Consider the following 17,806-nt stretch of genomic DNA (forward strand, 5'->3'; position numbering starts at 1 on the left):
AGCGACCAGATCAGAAGTGAATCTTGCCGCCATCCAGAACATGCGTCCAGTGTTGCAGGAGCCGCGCGGGATCGCGGGATTGCCCCTGACGGCCTTACCGTCAGAGGAAGCTAGGTCGTACTTCCGGCCCTTTCTGCGTGGATCAGTCGCCGCTTTGCGCCGCGGCGTAGAAGGCATCGAGGTCGTCCTTCATCTTCTTCATCGACGGCGGGTCGATGTAGATCATGTGGCCGGACTCGTAATACGTGTAGGTGATGTTGCGCTTCAGCGCCTCGGGAATCGACATGTGGGCGAGGTCCCACTCGGCCCCGAAGAACGGCGTCGCGAGGTCGTAGTAACCGTTCATCGCCAGCACCTTGAGATGCGGATTTTGCCGCATCGCCGCCGCCAGATCGAGGCTGGTCGCCGCCAGTGCCTGCTTGCGCCCGTCATCGGCCACGTGGCTCTGGTCCCAGCCGCGCAGCATGCCCGAATAGTAGTTCGGGCGGTAATAGAGCTGGGTCTTGTAGCCCAGCGTGCCGAACAGGTAGCTGTTGAGCGCGGCAACGTAAGGCCCGGTCATCGAGGTATCGGTGGCGTCGTACTCGGGCCGGTCGCCCAGCACTTCCGATTCCGGCCCCATGAAGCGCGAGTCGAGACGGCCGATGGTCTCGGCGGAATCGCGCAGCAGTTCCTTGCGGTAACGGTTGAGATCGATGCGCAAGTTGCCCGCCAGCAGCACCTGCGGCGCAATGCCGGTATAGGCGGAAAGCTGCCCGGCAATCGCCTGGCGCTGGTCGGCCGGCAGGTTGAAGCCCTGCGCCAGCGCATTGAGATAAGGCCCGGTGGCAAAGCGGCGCACTTCGGTGAGGAAGGGTTCGAGCGCGGCGGGCCTGTTGGCAAGGCGATGGTGGTACCACGCGGTCGCCGCGTAGCTCGGCAGCATGCGCACTTCGTCGATGTCGAAGCCGGTCTGGCGGGCGCCGTAATTGAGGATCGAGGACTGGAGGATGATGCCGTTGGGCTGCACCCCCGCCTTCTGCAGCGACAGTGCCAGCCCCGCCGCACGCAGCGTGCCATAGCTTTCGCCGTAGACGAACTTGGGCGAGTTCCAGCGGTCGTTGATCGACAGGTAGCGCACGATTCCCTGGGTGAAGGTCTTGAGGTCGTTGTCGACGCCCCAGAACTCGCTCGCCTGGTGCTTGCCGAGCGGGCGCGACAACCCGGTACCCAGCGCGTCGATGAAGACAAGGTCCGAGATGTCGAGCATCGTCAGCGGGTTCTTGCCGATGGCGAAAGGCGCAGGCGCATAGGCGGTCGGCGTCGGCGTATCGACACGTACCGGCCCCCAACTGCCCATGTGCAGCCACATCGTGGACGAGCCGGGCCCTCCGTTGAACAGGAAGGTCACCGGACGCCTGGCCTTCGCACCGAGGTTGTCGGCGGTGTAGGCGACGTAGAACAGGCTGGCGATCGCCTCGCCGTCGTCGTCGCGCAGAGTCAGGTGGCCGGGCGTGGCGGTATAGGCGATCTTCTGGCCGCGCGAGGTGGTCACGCTGTCCTTGCGCGGCTGCGCATCCTCGACCGCGCTGGCCTCCACCTTGTCGGGCTTGCCGGTATCAGCCTTGGCAGCATCCTGCGCATCAGCCTTGCCGGCGTGATCCTGCGCCATGGCCGGTGTGAAGACGAGTGCCGAAGATACGGCCAGAACGGTCAGAAAGCGGCGCATGCGGCAGTGTCCCCTGTATTGCCGCATGCCCTTCGAACGCCCGCGAGCTGCCGGGAACGCTTTTCCCTGCGTCAGGCAGCGGCGGCAATGACGATCTGGCTGCGGCCCGTTGTCGTGATCAAAGTGGTGCAGATCGTATACCTAATACCCATCAGGCATAGCACTGCCGCCGATCCGGTCAACAGCGCTGCTGCAAGAACGACGAGCCTGACGCTCCGTTACAAATTAGCCCCTCCCGCGCCAGAGCGCTTTCTGCTACAGGGCCGCCGCAAGAAATACCGTATATCCGCATACGATAGACGAAGTTCGAAGGGACCGCTCTTGTCCACTGTCGTTTTCCGCTGTTTCTCGGCCCTCCTGCTTGCCGGCGCGGCGATGCCCGCGTTTGCACAGGCACAGGCGGGCAGCGCGGATGCCCAGTTCAAGGCGATCACCGACAAGGAATGGGCCTGGCGCAAGCAGCAGCAGGGCGACGACGACGGCCCGGGCAAGCTGCGCGCCCATCTTCCCGACGTCACCCCCAAGGCGCAGGCCGCCCGCCTTGTCTACTGGCAGGATGTGCGGCGGCAGGTCGCCGCGATCCCGGCCGACACGCTCTCGCCCGCCGTGCGCGTGGACCAGCAGGTCTACCTCGCGCAGATCGATGTCCTGATCGCCCAGCAGAAATTCCACGAGTGGGAAAAGCCGGTCAATTCGGACACCAGCTTCTGGAGCGGCCTTGCCGGCATGGGCCGCCGGACGTTCTCCAACGAGGAGGAATACCGCCGCTACATCGCGCTGATGACCGAGTTCCCGCGCTACTTCCGCGATCAGACCGCCAACATGAAGGCCGGTCTCGCACGCGGCTTCACCGCGCCGCAGGTGACGCTGAAGGGCCGCGACGCATCCATTGCCGCGGTCGCCGACAAGGCGGCACAGGACACGGTGTTCTTCGAACCTTTCAAGGCGATGCCCGCCGCGATCCCCGCTGCCACGCAGGCTGAACTGCGCAGAGCCGGGCTCAAGGCGATCAACGAAGCGGTGCTTCCGGCCTACAAGGATCTGCTGACCTTCGTGCGCGGCACTTATATCCCCGGCGCGCGCAAGGAACTGGCCGCCGAGACCCTGCCCGACGGCAAGGCCTACTACCGCTCGGTCATCAAGGAATACGCGACGACCGACATGACGCCGGAGCAGATCCACGCGATCGGCCTCTCGGAAATCGCCAAGATCCGCACGGAAATGCAGGAAACGATGAAGGAGGCGAAGTTCGACGGCGACCTGCCCGCCTTCCTCCAGTTCCTGCGCACCGACCCGCAGTTCTATGTGAACACCCCGCAGGCCCTGCTCGACCGCGCGGCCTGGACCGCCAAGGAAGTGGACCGCAAGATCGGCCGCTTCATCGGCCACCTGCCGCGTCAGCGCTTCGGCATCGTGCCGGTGCCCGACGACATCGCCCCGTTCTACACCGCCGGTCGCGGCGGGCCGGGCGTCTACCTCGTCAACACCTACGACCTGCCCAGCCGCCCGCTCTATTCGCTGCCCGCGCTGACGCTGCACGAGAGCGCCCCCGGCCACGCCTTCCAGATGCCGATCGCGGCCGAGAACAAGGACCAGCCGGACTTCCGCCGCGAGACCTACATCTCGGCCTTCGGCGAAGGCTGGGCACTCTATACCGAGCGCCTCGGCACCGACATGGGCATCTACCAGACGCCTTACGAGAAGTTCGGCATGCTCAGCTACCAGGCCTGGCGTGCGGCGCGCCTCGTGGTCGATACCGGTGTCCACCACTATGGCTGGAGCCGCGAGCAGGCGCAGCAGTACCTGCACGACAACACCGCGCTGTCCAACCACGAGATCGAGACCGAGGTGGACCGCTACATCGCCTGGCCGGGGCAGGCGCTGGCCTACTACCTCGGCGAAATGACGATCATGCAGGGCCGCCGCAAGGCCGAGGCCGCGCTTGGCCCCAAGTTCAACATCCGCGCCTTCCACGATACCGTGCTGGCCCTGGGATCGGTGCCGCTGCCGATCCTCTCTGCCCGCATCGACCAGTTCATCGCCGAAGGCGGCAAGGGTCCCTATCCCGACGAGGAGTCCTGACGATCACGAGACGGGCGGCAAAGATCGCCCGCCGGATCCGACGAGCCCACGGGTCGCGAGGAGGGGGTGGCAACAGCCGCCCCCTCCGTTAATTTTCCGAGCCTGAAGGGGTTGGGCCCCGCTGCGTTCAGCCGAACGGACGGTCGATCGACGGCTGCGGCTCGGTGAACCACTTGGCGCCGCTGTCGGTCACGTGGAAATGGTCTTCCAGACGCACGCCGAAACGGTCGGGGATGACGATCATCGGTTCGTTCGAGAAGCACATGCCCGGCGCCAGCGGCGTCTTGTCGCCCCGCACCAGATAGGCCGGTTCGTGGATCGACAGCCCGATGCCGTGGCCGGTGCGATGCGGCAGGCCGGGCAGCTTGTAGTCCGGCCCCAGCCCGGCCTTCTCCAGCACCGCCCGCGCGGCGTAGTCAACCAGTTCGCACGGCTTGCCCGGCTCGACGGCGTCGAAGGCGGCCTGCTGCGCGGTGCGTTCGAGTTCCCAGATCGCCCGCTGCTCGTCGTTGGCCTCGCCGAAGACATAAGTACGGGTGATGTCCGAGTGGTAACCGGCAACCCGGCAGCCGGTATCGATCAGCACGATCTCGCCTTCCTGCAACGCGCGGTCGCCGGGCAGGCCATGCGGATAGGCGCTGGCGAGGCCGAACTGGACGATCACGAAAGCATTGCCGCCAGGGGCACCGATCGCGCGGTGGGCCTCGTCGATGAAGCGGGCGACTTCGCTGGCGCGGATACCGGGCCGCAGGATGCTGGCGGCGCGGCGGTGCACTTCCAGCGTCATCGACTTGGCCTGCTGCATCAGCGCCAGTTCGGCCGCCGACTTGACCATGCGGCAGCCGTCGATCACCGGCGCGCCGGAGACGAGCGTGGCCGACGGCGCGTCCCTCGCGATGCGGTCGACAAACAGGTAGCTCATCGCCGGATCGATCGCGAGACGCGAGACGCCCTTATCGCGCAGCGCCGCGGCAAGCAGCGCGGTCGGGCTTTCGTCCTCCTCCCAGAGGCGGAAGTCGGCCTCGATCAGCAACCCCGCCTCCAGCGTGCCAAGCTCGAAGCGCGGCGCGATCAGGATCGGCGCGCCGTCCACCGGCAGCAGCAAGGCCACCAGCCGCTCGGATTCGCTCCAGGCAAGGCCCGCGAAATAATTGAGGCTGGCGCCCGCGGTGACGAGCAGCGCCTCGGCGCCGCTGTCGCGCGTGAGGCGGCGGGCCTTGTCGATGCGGGCCATGCGCTCGTCCAGCGTGATCGCCGGCGCGGGATCGGCCCAGGGGCGGATCTGCGCCAGCTGCTCGGCCGCATTCGACCCGCCGATACCTCCGGCTGCATTACCCTGTGTCACCGTCAACTCCTGTCCAATGTGATGGGGAGCGCTAGCATTTCCGGGACCTCCCAGAAAGCCATTGCTTAGGTCTATCATATATCGTATACGAATGTTCCAGTCAATTTTCAGGAACTCCCGACAATGCCTTCGACCAAGACGCTCTGGACCGGGGTCTACCCCGCAGCAACCACCCAGTTTGCGCCGGACTACTCGGTCGATGCCGATGCCACCCAGGCCGTGCAGACCGCACTGGTCGACGACGGCGTCGACGGCCTGATCCTGCTCGGCACCTGCGGCGAGAACAACTCGCTGGAAGCCGACGAAAAGCGCAAGATCCTTGCCGGCGCGGTGGAAGCCGTGGGCGCCCGCGTGCCACTGGTGGCCGGTGTTTCCGAGTTCACCACCGAACGTGCGGTGGCCTATGCCAAGGATGCCGAGAAGATCGGCGTCGACGCGCTGATGCTGCTGCCGGCGATGGTCTACGTGCCCACCACCGAGGAGCTGGTCACCCACTTCCGCACCGTCGCCGAGGCGACCTCGCTGCCGATCATGCTCTACAACAACCCGCCGGCCTACCGCGTCAACGTCAGCGCCGAGGCGCTGGAAGCCCTCGCCGACGTGCCGAACATCGTCGCGGTCAAGGAAAGCGCCCCCGACACCCGCCGCTTCACCGACCTCATCAACCGTTTCGGTGATCGCTATTCGGTCATGGCCGGTCTCGACGACGTCGCCCTCGAAGGCATGATGCTGGGCGCCAGCGGCTGGGTTTCGGGCCTCACCAGCGCCTTCCCGCGCGAATCTGTGCGCCTGATCGCCGCCTTCAACGAAGGCAACATCGAGGAAGCCCGCGCGATCTACCGCTGGTTCATGCCGCTGCTCCACCTCGATGCCGAGCATGACCTCGTGCAGTCGATCAAGCTGGCCGAAACGATCATGGGCCGCGGCACCGAGCGCGTGCGCATGCCGCGCATGCCGCTCTCGGGCAAGCGCCGCGAGGACGTGATCCAGTGGGTCGAAACCTGCAAGGCGACCCGCCCCTGCGGCGAGTAATGCCAAGCTGCAATGATGCTGACGCATCAGCAGCTTGGAACGCTCAGGCGCCGCGCGGCGCCTGAGCGACCTGCGACAAGTCAAGCTTATCGCAGGTCGGTACAAGGCCACGGGACGGCCGTGACCCGGGATAAGGGAAGGCCCGCGATGCTCTGCGCATCGCGGGCCTTCCCTTGGTTTGTCTGAAGATCCGCCAAGGGCGGATTTTGGCGGCACCAGCCCACTCCCCCCGGATCAAGCGACCTGGCGGGTCTCCAGCGCCTGCGCCTCGGCGCGGGTGACGATCGGGCGGAACACGAGGTTGAGCAGCATCTGCTCCTCGCTCGGCACGGCGGGCACGATCATGAAGCCTTCCGGCGCCGCGATCCGGTAGAGGCCCGGGGCCACTTCCTCCATGCCGTCGGTGACCGTGGCCACCGGCGTGGCCTCTTCCGCCGTAAGGCTGTTGGCAGGCTGCAAGCTGATCTCCTCGAACTGCACGAACTGGAACAGGCGGCCCAGGAACAGGCCGATCGAGAACTGCCCTTTGCCCACCGGCACGATGGCCCGGAAGAAGCCGTCGGCAGTGCGGTGGGCACCGACCGTCTTGGCCGCGCTTTCGCCGCCGCCGTAGACCTGGATCGGCAGTTGCAGCGCATCGATGTCGACATCGCCCTTGGCCAGTTCGAGGTTGAAGCGGCGGATGCCGAAGACCGAGAGATTGAGCGGCAGGCCGAACTGCTGGAGTTCGCCCGGCAGGTACATGCGCTGGGCATTGCGCATGTAGAAGAAGCCGCGGCGCCGGATGCTCTTCTGCGCCGCCTCGAGGTTCGACATCTCCAGCATGTCGTCGACGCCGAAGTTGGCGTCGTGACTGAAGGTCTTGAGCATCTCGACTTCCGCCTCGACCGGCATCAGCAACAGGCGGCTCATCACCCCCATGGCGGCACGGCGGCGGCTGTCGCTATCGTCGGAGCGCGGCGGCCGGACAAAGCCGGTGCCGACACCGCGAATGAAGTCGACGCAGGCCGCCTGCCCGCGCTCGCGGCAGTCGCTCTGGGCGGCCGGGACCGAAGCGGCCTCGCGCACCGGGGTGCCGTCTGCCTCGTAGTCCAGCGCCGAGCCGACCGACATGGTGCTGAACTGCTCGATCACCGAGATCGAGTTGAACACCGTCGAAAGCACGTTGTAGTCGTAGTTGCGGGTATCGAAGTACCCCTTCTTGTCGAGCCCCGACGGTGTCGTCTCGCGCAGCAGCATGTAGCGGCCGGCGACATCGAGCTTCATGCCCTTGCGCAGCCGCGCCTCGGCCGCGTTCTGCACCGAACCGTTGTAGCCAAGGTCGATCAGCATCACGGTGTCGCCCTGCTCGACGCCGAGGCTGCGCAAGTGGCGGAACATCCGCTCGCCGAACTCCGCCGACCGCTTGAGCACTTTCTTGAGGTTGTGCGCCTGCATCACCCGCTTGCCGAAGCCCGCAAGGTCGCCCTCCAGCAAGGCTTCGGTTTCCGCCTCGTCGAACAGCAACTGGCGCGCGCAGATGCGCGCCTTGTCGAGCGTCTTCTGGATATGCGGCACCAACCAGGGCGTCATGTGCCTGCGCACCGCGGCCTCGTCGACAAAGCTTGCGGCAACCGCGATGACGCGGCTGATGGTGGCCTCGGTCGCGCGGTCCGCCCAGTCGGGATAGAGTGCGGCAAAGGCCTTGGCGGGAAGATGGCCGTCGCGCTGGAGGAACAGCAACTTCACCGGCCGCCCGCTCGCCGCTTCCATCGCCTCGGCCTCCTCGCGGATCCACGAGGCAAAACCATGCATGATCGGGCCGAGCACGTCGTGGCCGAAGGCATAGACCGGGTCGCCATCCCCCCGCAGCGCGATCTGCGCCCGGTGCGGCTGATAGACCGGCACGGTCACGCGGGTGGCCGGATCGATCATGCTCGACGCCGCCGCTTCCATGCGCAGGCGCTGCTGGGCCTGGGTGTCGAACTGCAGGAGATGGACGCTGGGAATGCCGAGCTTGCGCGGCGAGGTGAGGTCCGCGACGAAATTGTCGCCGACATGCAACATCTGCTCGGGCTTGATCCCCAGTTCCTTCAGCACGAAGCGGAACAGGCCGCCATGCTTGCCCACGCCATATTCGCACGAGCAGAAGATGCGGTCGATCATCGCCGCAAGGTCCGCCCCGCCGACCTCTGCGATCAGGGCGCGCAGGCGCTTTTCCGAGAGGTAGGTGTCCGAGACGATGATGACCTTGAGCCCGCGCCGCTTGGCCTCGACGATCAGCTGGCGGGTGGGCTCGAAGGCGAAGCAGTGGCGCGCCTCGGCATCGAGTTCGGCCTGCACCATCGCGGCCTGCGCGGCCTTGCCCGCACGCGGCGAGAGCTCGGCGTGGATCTCGTCGAGCGTGACCTCGAAGCGGCGATGGCGATCGGGCGCGGCGACCCGCGCGGCGCTTTCGGCCTGGCGGCGCGGGCCCATCGCCCCGCCGGCCACCGGCAGGTCGGCAAACAGGTCCTGCGGGGACTGGGTATTGCGCCAGATCAGCGTGTCGAAGCAGTCGAGCGAGAGATAGCGAAGGTTCAGGTCACCGGGCACGACGTCAAAAAGCTTGGGCAGGGTCGCGGCACGGATGGAAGTCTTGGACATGGCATCCCTCGGATAAGGACTGGCGGAGCGGGAACGGGTCCCGGTTCACGGGCTTGGCTCAATATAGAGGGATTGCCGGGGCTCCGGCCCTGCCGAAACGACACAGGCAAAATTTGCCGCACCGGACCACCGTCCGCCCGATCGTTATCCTATAATTGAGCCAGTCGAGTAACGCGCGCCTTTCCCCGGAGCGGCGCTTCACGCGGATCGCCGCCTGCTGCGCGGCGGGCCGCAACGGGAGAATTCGAGCCGCCATGAGCATCCATGACGCCAGCGCCATCGTATCGCGCCTCGGCCCCTGCCGCATCGCGCTGGACCTGGCCGCCCATGGCCGGCTGGCGCAGGAGCTGGCGCTGCTCGGCTGCGAGATCCACGCCCTCGGTGCCGACGCTCCCGACGCCGGCAGCGCCTACCTCGAATGGCCGCCGGCGGGCGGCGAGACGGCCTTCGCCGAGCGCCTGCGCAGCCTCGGCAGCGCCGGGCGGCTGGTCCTGCGCACCGCCGCCGGGAACCGTTCGCGTATCGAAGGCATCGTGCTGGGCGCAGGCTGGAGCCGCCATCCCGGCGACATGACCCTGCCCGACTATGCCCAGCGCACGGGCCACACCCTGCCGGCACTGAGCTTCTACGAGCGCCGTGCAAGCGGCGAGGACGGCGGCCTGCTCTCCCGTCCCGGCATCGACGCCGACGACACCATCGCCCGCTTCGTGCTGGCCGCCGATCAGGTGCGCGGCGGCGACACCGTGCTGGTCGACGGCGCCGATGCCGCCGATGGCGCCCGCATCGTCGCCGCGCTGAGCCAGGCCGCACACGTGCTGACCGGCAGCGAATGCGCGGCGATCGCACCGCATTCGCTCGACAGCGTGGTCGCGGTCCAGCCGGACACCGCAGCGGGCTGGGAAGCCCTGCTCGATCGCTACCTGAACCTGCTCAAGTTCGATGGCCGGCTGATCCTCGCGATCCGCCGCGCTGCCGCGCCGCACGAACCACTGCCCGAGGGTTGGCCGGAATTGAGCGCGGCGCTCTCCAGCCGCTTCCTCATCGAGATGCGCCACGAACAAGGCCTGCTCACGCAGGACCCGCTCGGTCCGCGCGCCATCATGCCGGTCCCGCTCGGCGGAAACAGCACCGGCCCCTGGCTGCTGGTGCTGGCCTCCGCCAACCCGCTGGCGGGCGCCGGGCACCGCGATGCCTACCGCCCTGCCGCGCTCGACGGAGACGCCAGCGACGCCGCGATCCCGGTCCTGACCGATTTCGGCAATGCCTATGACAATCCCTGGCTCTACCGCCCGATGGTGCAGATGGGCGAACGGCTGCGCAACGACGAGACCCTCGCACGCCTCGCCGAACATGTCGTGAGCAACACCCGCCCCGGTTCGGCTGATCAGGGCGCGGCGCTCACCGTCTATGGCTACCGCGTGCTGGAAACCCGCGCCGGCAGCCAGGCAGGCCCGCTGATCGACGCCATCGCCAGCTATGTCGAGGCGCCGGAGACCAACGGGCCAGAAGTGCCGCCCCATGTCGCGCGCTGGAAGATTTCGCTGGCGTTCCTGGCCGGACGCCTCTGCGAACTCATCGGCGACCGCGGCGCGGCCCGGCGCTGGTACCGCACCGCGGCTGACGCCGACTGGGCCCGCTTCTCGCCGATCCTCGCCACCAAGGCGGTCGGCGCGGCTTTCTACGAGGCCCGCCTGGACATTGCCGAGGGCGAGCTCGAGGCGGCCCGCGAAGCGCTGCAACGCGGCCTCGCGATCGCCCTCGCGGCTGCCGCCTGCCCCCACGCCGAACACATGGGCGATCCCGCCCGGCCGCTGCCGTTCTACCTTACCGAACTGGCCGAAGTGATCGACATGGGTTCGCAGTGCGCCAATGCGCTCGCCAAGCTCCCGCTGCTGGAGCGCGACCCCGGCCTGTTCTGGCGCCAGGTCGACGTGCGCCGTTTCGGGCTGGCCACATGGAACACCGATCTGCAGCGCGAAAACCAGCAGCTTCAGGCCGCGCTGGCCGGAGGGCAGCCATGCTGAACGCCGCCATCTCCACCTTCGACCACGCGGACAGCGCCGCGGCCCACGAGGATCCCCGCACCCGGTGGTTCCGCGAGGTGCTGGCCGCCGAGCGCGATGCACTGAACCACTTCCTGCGTGCCGATCATGCCGCCATGGCTGCCGTCGTCGCCCTGCTCGCGGCGCAGCAGCGGCCGGTGGTCTGCCTCGGCATCGGCAAGTCGGGCCTGGTCGCCGCAAAAGTGGCGGCAACCTTCTCCAGCCTCGGCACCGCCGCGTTCTTCCTCAATGCAGCCGAGGCCGCGCACGGCGATCTTGGCGCCGTGCAGACCGAAAACGTCGTGCTGCTGTTCTCCAACAGCGGCTCGACCGAGGAGATCATGCGCATCCTGCCGATCCTCAAGGCGCGCAAGTGCCCGCTGATCGGCGTGATCGGGCGCGCCCGCTCGCCGCTGGCGCAAGTGGTCGACCATCTCGTGCTGATGGACCTGCAGGGCGAGGCCGACCACATCGGCATGGCCCCCACCTCCAGCACGACCCTGCAGATGGCGATCGGCGATGCCCTTGCCGTCGCCGCCAGCCGGGCGCGGGGTTTCACCCGCGAGGACTTCCTGCGCCACCACCCTGCCGGACTGCTTGGCCGCCACATGATCCCGGTGCGCCACCTGATGCGCAAGGGCGCTGACCTGCCGACCGTAGCCCCGGATGCCAGCGTGGCCGAGATGATCGCGGTGATCTCCGCCGGCTGCATGGGCGCGGTCTGCGTGGTCGACCAGGACAACCGCCTGCTCGGCCTTGTCGTCGACGGCGACGTGCGCCGCCTGATCGAGGCCCGCCGCGACCTCTACGCCGCCCGCACCGCCGACGTCATGAAGACCGGCCCCCTGGTGATCGGCGAGGATGCCGTCGTCGCCGATGTCCTGCTGCTGCTGCAAGAGGCCGGCCGCCCGCTTTCGGTGGTGCCCGTCGTGGACGGCGAGGGGCGCCTTTCCGGCATGATCCAGAGCTACGAATTGCTGCGCCCCTGACCGGCGCGAACCGACACCACTTCAACCGGGGGAATTGAAATGATCGCTACCATCCTGGACACCGGCTTCCGCATCGACGAAACCCTGCGGGCGAGGATCGCCGGCTTCAACCGCCGCGACGACGTCGCCACGCTGATCCGCCCCGGCGGCATCGGCATCGAACTGGGCGTCGCCGCGGGCGATTTCTCGCAGCGCATCTTCGAGCGTTCGCAGATCGGCTACCTGTTCAGCGTCGATGCCTGGGCGGGCGACCGCGGCCACGGCACCGCGCAGTACATGGAGGCGATCGTCCGCCTCAACGCCTACCGCGACCGCAACTCGATCCTGCGCATGCGCTTCGACGAGGCCTCGCACCTGTTCGGCGAGGACTCGCTCGATTTCATCTATGTCGACGGCTACGCCCACAACGGCGAGGAAGGCGGCAAGACCTTCTGGGAATGGTACCCCAAGCTCAAGCAGGGCGGCATCATCGCCGGTGACGACTACCATGCCGACTGGCCGCTGGTGGTCTCCGCGGTCGACGACTTCGTGGCCCGCAACGGCCTCGAACTTTTCGTGATCGAATGCAGCGAGGACAGCTGGAACTCGCGCTACCCGACCTGGTTCGCGTTCAAGCCCTGAGCGGCAGGAGCAGCCGTCGATGAGCGCCGCCATCGTCATCCCCGCCCGCTTCGGCTCGTCCCGCCTGCCGGGAAAGCCCATGCTGGCAATCGCCGGCATGACCATGCTGGAACGGGTCTGGCGCATCGCCAGCGCCGTTCCCGGCGTCTCGCGCGTGGTGATCTGCACCGAGGACCACCGCATCGCCGAGCACGCCGCCGTGTTCGGCGGCGAGACGGTGCTGACTTCGCCGACCTGCCGCAACGGCACCGAGCGGATGGCCGAGGCGGCGGCAAGCGCGGGCATCACCGAGACCGCGCTCATCAACCTCCAGGGCGATGCGGTGCTGACGCCGCCGTGGGTCCTGGCGGCGATGGTCGCGGAATTCGCAGGCGCCAGCGATGCCACGGCCGGCAGCGAGCCGGACTTCGACATCGTCACCCCGGCAGTCGCGCTCGGCGAGGACGATCTGGCCGCGTTCAAGGCCCACAAGGCGCTCGCCCCCGCCAGCGGCACCACCGTCACGTTCGACCGGCGCCGCAATGCGCTCTACTTCTCCAAGCAGATCATCCCCTTCGTGCGCACGGCGGGAATGGCGCCGGTCTATCGGCACATCGGCCTCTACGGCTTCACCGCCGGAAGCCTTGCCCGCTATGTCGCGCTGCCGCCCTCGCCGCTCGAACTGACCGAGGGGCTGGAGCAATTGCGCGCGCTCGAAAACGGCATGACCATCCGGGTCGTCCCGGTCGACTACCGGGGCCGCACCCATGCCTCGGTCGATGCGCCCGAAGATGTGCCACTGGTCGAGGCGATCATCGCCCGCGAAGGCGAACTGGCGCTCTGACATGCGGCTGATCCTCGCCCGCCATGGCAATACGTTCGGCCCCGAGGACCGCGTCGTCTGGGTCGGCGCCCGCAGCGACCTGCCGCTGGTCGGCAAGGGCCGCGCGCAGGCCGCCGCCATCGGCACGGCCCTCCTGTCGCGCGGCATGGTCCCCACCCGCATCCATGCCGGGCCCCTGCAACGCACGGTGCAGACCGCCGCCATCGCCGCCGAGGCCATGGGGCTCTGCGCCGCTGCGCTGACCATCACCCCCGAACTGCGCGAGATCGACTATGGCTGCTGGGAAGGCCGCTCCAACGCCGAGATCCGCGCGGCGCACGGCGACAGCGCCATCGACGGCTGGCAGCAGGACAGCGTGTTCCCCGAAGGCTTTTGCTGGAGCCCGCCAGAGGGCGAGATCCGCGCCCAGTGGCAGGCCTTCCTCGCCCGCCTGCCACTAGACCGCGACGAGACCGTGCTGGTGATTTCCAGCAACGGCATCTACCGGGTCATCGCGCAAGGCTTCGGCATACCGGCAGCCGATGCCAAGATGGATACCGGGGCGCTTTCCATCCTGCATCTCTCCCCAGACCGGATCACCGTCGCGTGCTGGAACGCGCGCCCCGGCGATCTCCCCCATTCCTGACAGCAAAGCAGCACGACCATGGCCCCCGTTCCGCCCACCAGCGTCCCGCCCCGCAGCTTCACCATCCGCGACGACATCGAGATCGGCGGCGATGCGCCCTTCGTGCTGATCGCCGGCCCTTGCCAGATCGAGGGCCGCGACCATGCGCTGTTCATGGCCGAAAAGATCGCCGAGGCCTGCGCCCCCACCGGCACCCGTTTCGTCTACAAGTCGAGCTTCGACAAGGCCAACCGCTCCTCGCTGTCCACCGCGCGCGGCGTCGGGCTGGACGAAGGGCTCGCGGTGCTCGACGCGGTCAGGCAGGGTTTTGGCTGCCCGGTGCTCACCGACGTCCACGAAGCCGCGCAGTGCGAGGCGGTGAGGGACGTGGTGGACGTGATCCAGATTCCCGCCTTCCTCTGCCGCCAGACCGACCTGCTGCTTGCCGCCGGGGCAACCGGGCGGGTGATCAACGTCAAGAAAGGCCAGTTCCTCGCCCCCTGGGACATGCAGAACGTCGCCGACAAGATCGCCAGCACCGGCAACGAGCGGATCATCCTGTGCGACCGGGGTACCAGCTTCGGCTACAACACCCTGGTATCGGACTTTCGCGGCCTGCCGATCATGGCGCGCACCGGCTACCCGGTGATGTTCGACGCCACCCACAGCGTCCAGCAACCTGGCGGCCTTGGCGCCACGTCGGGCGGACAGCGCGAATTCGCACCGGTGCTGGCCCGCGCGGCCTGTGCGGTGGGGGTCTCGGCAGTGTTCATCGAGACTCACGAAGACCCGGACAATGCCCCCTCGGACGGACCCAACATGATCCCGATCGGGGAGATGAAGGCCCTCATCGGCACCCTGCGGGCGCTCGATGCCATCGCCAAGGGCCTCGGCTGAACTTCATGCCCTCCCCTGCAGCCTGGAAGGCAGTCCATAACAAACAGGCATGAGCAATGTCGACGGCGGGGCTTCAAGGGCGTAGCCTGGGCCTGGATACCGGGGGGCAGGAACTGCACCGGAGGCCCAGCATGCCCAACGCCCACAATGATCGCATTGCCAGCGGGGCTCGCAATACCAGCGGGGCCCACAACGCCATCGCCACGGTATCCCTGCGCGGGACGCTGGAGGAAAAGCTCAAGGCCGCCGCCGATGCCGGGTTCGCATCCGTCGAGATCTTCGAGAACGACCTGATCGGCTCGGCCCTGCGCCCCGCGCAAGTGCGCGCGATGATGGCTGACCTCGGCATCCGCTGCTCGCTCTACCAGCCGTTCCGCGATTTCGAAGGCATGCCCGGCCCGCTGCGCCAGCGCGCCATGGACCGCGCCGAGCGCAAGTTCGACCTCATGGCCGAACTCGATACCGACCGCATCCTCGTCTGCTCCAACTGCTCGCCCCATGCGCTGGGCGAGCGCGAGCGGATCGTCGACGACTTGCGGGACCTCGGCGAACGGGCCGCGGCGCGCGGCATCCTGGTCGGTTACGAGGCGCTTGCCTGGGGCCGCCACGTCAACGACCACCGCGCGGCCTGGTCGATCGTCAAGGAAGTCGATCACCCCGCCATCGGCATCATCCTCGACAGCTTCCATTCGCTCTCGCGCCGCATCCCGAGCGAAAGCATCCGCGAGATCCCCGGCGACAAGATCGTCTACGTCCAGCTCGCCGACGCCCCGCTGCTCGACATGGACCTGCTCTACTGGAGCCGACACTTCCGCAACCTGCCGGGGCAAGGCGGACTGGACCTGCCCGGCTACGTCGCCGAGATCCTGCGCACCGGCTATCAGGGCCCGCTCTCGCTGGAAATCTTCAACGACCGCTTCCGCTCTACCGCCTCGCGCCTGGTGGCGCAGGACGGCCACCGCTCGCTCGAATACGTCCGCGATGCCGCCCGGCGCCTGCTTGGCGAGCCGACCGACATCCCCCCGCCGCAGCCGCCGCTCGGCGCCGAGTTCGTGGAATTCACCGCCGCCGGACAAGACGCCGTCCGCCTTGGCGCGACTTTCGCATCGCTAGGGTTCAGCGAGATCGGCCGCCACCGCACCAAGAAGGTCACCCGCTGGCGGCAGGGCAACGTCAACCTCGTCATCAATGCCGAGCCCAAGGGCTTCGTCAAGTCCTACCGCATCGTCCACGGCCCCTCGATCTGCGCGATCGGCGTGCGGGTGAAAGACGCCGAGGCGGTGATGCGCCGCGCCGCCGCGCTGGGCATCCGCGCCTATAGCCCGGAGGGCCGCCCCGGCCGCATGGCCATGCCCGCCCTGCGCGGCGTCGGCGGCAGCCTTGTCTACCTCGTCGAGGATGACGGCGCCGAGGCGCTCTGGGCCCGCGAGTTCGAAGCCCGTGCGCAGCCGGAGCCCGGCAGCGATGCCGAAACCGCAGCGCGCGTGCGCGACATCGATCACCTCGCCGCCGTCGTCCACAACGACGAGTTCCTGTCCTGGCAGCTCTACTGGCGCGCGCTGTTCGGCCTCGAGGGGCGCGATGCCAACGACGTGATCGATCCCTCCGGCCTTGTCCACAGCCAGGCGCTGCAATCGCCGGACGGCAAGTTCCGCCTCACCCTCAACGCCTCCGACGCGCGCGAGACGCTGTCCTCGCGCTTCCTGGCTCAGGGCATGGGCGGCGGCTTCCAGCACGTGGCGATCACCTGCGACGACATCATGGCCACCGCCGCCGAAACCCGCGCCCGCGGCGCCGCGATGCTGGAGATCCCCGCCAACTACTACGACGACCTCGTCGCCCGCTTCGGCTTCGACGACGCGGCCGCGAGGCACATGCAGCAAGGCGGCGTGCTCTACGACGAGGACGGCGCCGGCAATACCTACCGCCAGCTCTACAGCCGCGCCTTCGACAAGCTGTTCTTCTTCGAGTTCGTGGAACGCGGGGGAACTTACGCCGGTTACGGAGCGCCCAATGCCGGGATCAGGCTGGCCGCGCAGAACCGGTTCCGGGCACCGGAAGCCGTGGCGGAATAGGCGGGCGACCGTTTCAGACCGAGGCAGGGGGCCATGCCCCCTGCGCTTACGCCGCCGCGAAGTCCGCCAGCATGCGCCGACTGTCCGGCTTGCGCCCCGTGAACATCGCAAAGGCGTGCGCCGCCTGCATCACCGCCATGCCGCCGCCGTTGAGCGTCGCGCAGCCGATCGCCTTTGCCGCCAGCAGCAATTGGGTTTCGAGCGGAAAATAGATCACCTCCGAGACCCACATGCGCGGCTCCAGCAAGGCCGGATCGAACGGCAGGCCGGGATGGCTGAGCATGCCGACGGGCGAGGCCTGCACGGCGCCATCGACCCCGGCCAGCGCCACGGCGGGCGACGCCGCCGCCACCACCTCGGCCTCGGGGAACAACGCGCCCAGCCGGGCGGCCAGCGCTTGCGCGCGGTCGCTGGCCGGGTCGAAGATGGCCAGCCGCCTCGCGCCGAGGTCGAGATGGGCATAGCCCACTGCCGCCGCTGCGCCGCCCGCACCGATCATCGCCACCTTGCTGCGCGGCAATACGCCGAGCCCGGCAAGGAAGTGCGCGCGGTAGCCGGACCAGTCGGTATTGTCGCCATAACTACGGCCGTCCCGGAACAGCACGGTATTGACCGCGCCGAGCCGCGCGGCGACGTCGGACAGCTCATCGAGCAGGGGCACCACCGCCTGCTTGAAGGGATGGGTGACGTTGACCCCGTCGAACCCGAGCGAGGCCAGCATGGCGAGGAACTGGCCGAGATCCCCGGCTCCGAAACCCACGGCCTCGCTATCGAGAATGCGATAGACCATCGGCAGGCCCAGTGCGCGGGCTTCGCGCTCATGCATCTCGGGGCTGCGCGATCCGCCAATGCCCAAGCCGACAAGGCCGCAGAGGATGGACGCGCGGGCGGGCGCCGAAACGGCGACAGGGGGCTGCAACATGATTTCGGTCCTTGGGACGTGTTCTGAAACGGGGGCGGGGC

The 17,806-nt window shown here is 68.0% G+C and carries 13 protein-coding genes; 9 read left to right on the top strand and 4 right to left on the bottom strand.

Annotated features, from left to right (window positions below; translation table 11 throughout):
* Window positions 1-142: 142 nt before the first annotated feature.
* A complete protein-coding gene (locus OKA11_RS19310) occupies window positions 143-1,708 on the bottom strand; it encodes a S10 family peptidase (RefSeq protein WP_267223352.1) in 1,566 nt (521 codons plus the stop codon).
* 375 nt (window positions 1,709-2,083) lie between these two features.
* Between OKA11_RS19310 and OKA11_RS19315 the strand changes: the two genes are divergently transcribed.
* Window positions 2,084-3,790 carry a DUF885 domain-containing protein gene (locus OKA11_RS19315; RefSeq protein ID WP_267223425.1) on the top strand — a complete coding sequence of 569 codons (1,707 nt, stop codon included), beginning with the start codon at window positions 2,084-2,086 and terminating at the stop codon, window positions 3,788-3,790.
* A 127-nt stretch (window positions 3,791-3,917) separates the two neighbouring features.
* Here OKA11_RS19315 and OKA11_RS19320 read toward each other — a convergent pair whose 3' ends face one another.
* The gene (locus OKA11_RS19320; protein WP_379489335.1) at window positions 3,918-5,141 is read right to left on the bottom strand and encodes a M24 family metallopeptidase; all 1,224 of its coding nucleotides are present in this window, start codon (window positions 5,139-5,141) and stop codon (window positions 3,918-3,920) included.
* Window positions 5,142-5,258: 117 nt separating this feature from the next.
* Here OKA11_RS19320 and OKA11_RS19325 point away from each other — a divergent pair, with 117 nt between their 5' ends.
* Entirely contained in the window at window positions 5,259-6,167 is a 909-nt protein-coding gene (locus OKA11_RS19325; RefSeq protein ID WP_142635635.1) for a dihydrodipicolinate synthase family protein, read from the top strand.
* A 234-nt stretch (window positions 6,168-6,401) separates the two neighbouring features.
* Here the strand turns inward: OKA11_RS19325 and OKA11_RS19330 are convergent, their stop codons facing one another.
* Window positions 6,402-8,792 carry an HAD family hydrolase gene (locus tag OKA11_RS19330; protein WP_267223356.1) on the bottom strand — a complete coding sequence of 797 codons (2,391 nt, stop codon included), beginning with the start codon at window positions 8,790-8,792 and terminating at the stop codon, window positions 6,402-6,404.
* A gap of 254 nt (window positions 8,793-9,046) precedes the next feature.
* On the opposite strand from OKA11_RS19330, the gene OKA11_RS19335 reads away from it, so the two are divergent.
* The 7 genes from OKA11_RS19335 (at window position 9,047) to OKA11_RS19365 (ending at window position 16,843) form a co-directional block, all read left to right on the top strand.
* Window positions 9,047-10,816 (top strand): hypothetical protein, encoded by a 1,770-nt coding sequence (locus OKA11_RS19335; RefSeq protein WP_267223360.1) that lies wholly within the window; start codon window positions 9,047-9,049, stop codon window positions 10,814-10,816.
* A complete protein-coding gene (locus tag OKA11_RS19340) occupies window positions 10,810-11,823 on the top strand; it encodes a KpsF/GutQ family sugar-phosphate isomerase (protein WP_267223362.1) in 1,014 nt (337 codons plus the stop codon). The genes OKA11_RS19335 and OKA11_RS19340 overlap by 7 nt, the downstream gene beginning before the upstream one ends.
* Window positions 11,824-11,862: 39 nt before the next feature.
* Window positions 11,863-12,444, top strand: a complete 582-nt coding sequence (locus OKA11_RS19345) for a class I SAM-dependent methyltransferase (protein ID WP_207077944.1) — start codon at window positions 11,863-11,865, stop codon at window positions 12,442-12,444.
* A gap of 19 nt (window positions 12,445-12,463) precedes the next feature.
* A complete protein-coding gene (locus OKA11_RS19350; protein WP_267223364.1) occupies window positions 12,464-13,267 on the top strand; it encodes a 3-deoxy-manno-octulosonate cytidylyltransferase in 804 nt (267 codons plus the stop codon).
* Window position 13,268: 1 nt separating this feature from the next.
* Entirely contained in the window at window positions 13,269-13,892 is a 624-nt protein-coding gene (locus OKA11_RS19355) for a histidine phosphatase family protein (protein WP_267223366.1), read from the top strand.
* A gap of 18 nt (window positions 13,893-13,910) precedes the next feature.
* Entirely contained in the window at window positions 13,911-14,768 is an 858-nt protein-coding gene (kdsA, locus tag OKA11_RS19360; protein WP_267223369.1) for a 3-deoxy-8-phosphooctulonate synthase, read from the top strand.
* Window positions 14,769-14,899: 131 nt separating this feature from the next.
* On the top strand, window positions 14,900-16,843 hold the full coding sequence (locus OKA11_RS19365; RefSeq protein ID WP_267223370.1) for a bifunctional sugar phosphate isomerase/epimerase/4-hydroxyphenylpyruvate dioxygenase family protein: 1,944 nt from the start codon (window positions 14,900-14,902) through the stop codon (window positions 16,841-16,843).
* A gap of 46 nt (window positions 16,844-16,889) precedes the next feature.
* On the opposite strand, the gene OKA11_RS19370 is transcribed toward OKA11_RS19365, so the two are convergent.
* The gene (locus OKA11_RS19370) at window positions 16,890-17,765 is read right to left on the bottom strand and encodes a shikimate dehydrogenase (protein ID WP_267223372.1); all 876 of its coding nucleotides are present in this window, start codon (window positions 17,763-17,765) and stop codon (window positions 16,890-16,892) included.
* Window positions 17,766-17,806 lie beyond the last annotated feature (41 nt).

This window comes from Novosphingobium clariflavum, assembly GCF_026420865.1.
Lineage (GTDB): Bacteria > Pseudomonadota > Alphaproteobacteria > Sphingomonadales > Sphingomonadaceae > Novosphingobium > Novosphingobium clariflavum.

What these genes read in the sequence shown, in the direction of transcription:
- OKA11_RS19310 (WP_267223352.1), bottom strand. Translation starts at nt 1,708, where the DNA reads ATGCGCCGCTTTCTGACCGTTCTGGCCGTATCTTCGGCACTCGTCTTC.
- OKA11_RS19315 (WP_267223425.1), top strand. Translation starts at nt 2,084, where the DNA reads ATGCCCGCGTTTGCACAGGCACAGGCGGGCAGCGCGGATGCCCAGTTC.
- OKA11_RS19325 (WP_142635635.1), top strand. Translation starts at nt 5,259, where the DNA reads ATGCCTTCGACCAAGACGCTCTGGACCGGGGTCTACCCCGCAGCAACC.
- OKA11_RS19330 (WP_267223356.1), bottom strand. Translation starts at nt 8,792, where the DNA reads ATGTCCAAGACTTCCATCCGTGCCGCGACCCTGCCCAAGCTTTTTGAC.
- OKA11_RS19335 (WP_267223360.1), top strand. Translation starts at nt 9,047, where the DNA reads ATGAGCATCCATGACGCCAGCGCCATCGTATCGCGCCTCGGCCCCTGC.
- OKA11_RS19340 (WP_267223362.1), top strand. Translation starts at nt 10,810, where the DNA reads ATGCTGAACGCCGCCATCTCCACCTTCGACCACGCGGACAGCGCCGCG.
- OKA11_RS19345 (WP_207077944.1), top strand. Translation starts at nt 11,863, where the DNA reads ATGATCGCTACCATCCTGGACACCGGCTTCCGCATCGACGAAACCCTG.
- OKA11_RS19350 (WP_267223364.1), top strand. Translation starts at nt 12,464, where the DNA reads ATGAGCGCCGCCATCGTCATCCCCGCCCGCTTCGGCTCGTCCCGCCTG.
- OKA11_RS19355 (WP_267223366.1), top strand. Translation starts at nt 13,269, where the DNA reads ATGCGGCTGATCCTCGCCCGCCATGGCAATACGTTCGGCCCCGAGGAC.
- kdsA (WP_267223369.1), top strand. Translation starts at nt 13,911, where the DNA reads ATGGCCCCCGTTCCGCCCACCAGCGTCCCGCCCCGCAGCTTCACCATC.
- OKA11_RS19365 (WP_267223370.1), top strand. Translation starts at nt 14,900, where the DNA reads ATGCCCAACGCCCACAATGATCGCATTGCCAGCGGGGCTCGCAATACC.
- OKA11_RS19370 (WP_267223372.1), bottom strand. Translation starts at nt 17,765, where the DNA reads ATGTTGCAGCCCCCTGTCGCCGTTTCGGCGCCCGCCCGCGCGTCCATC.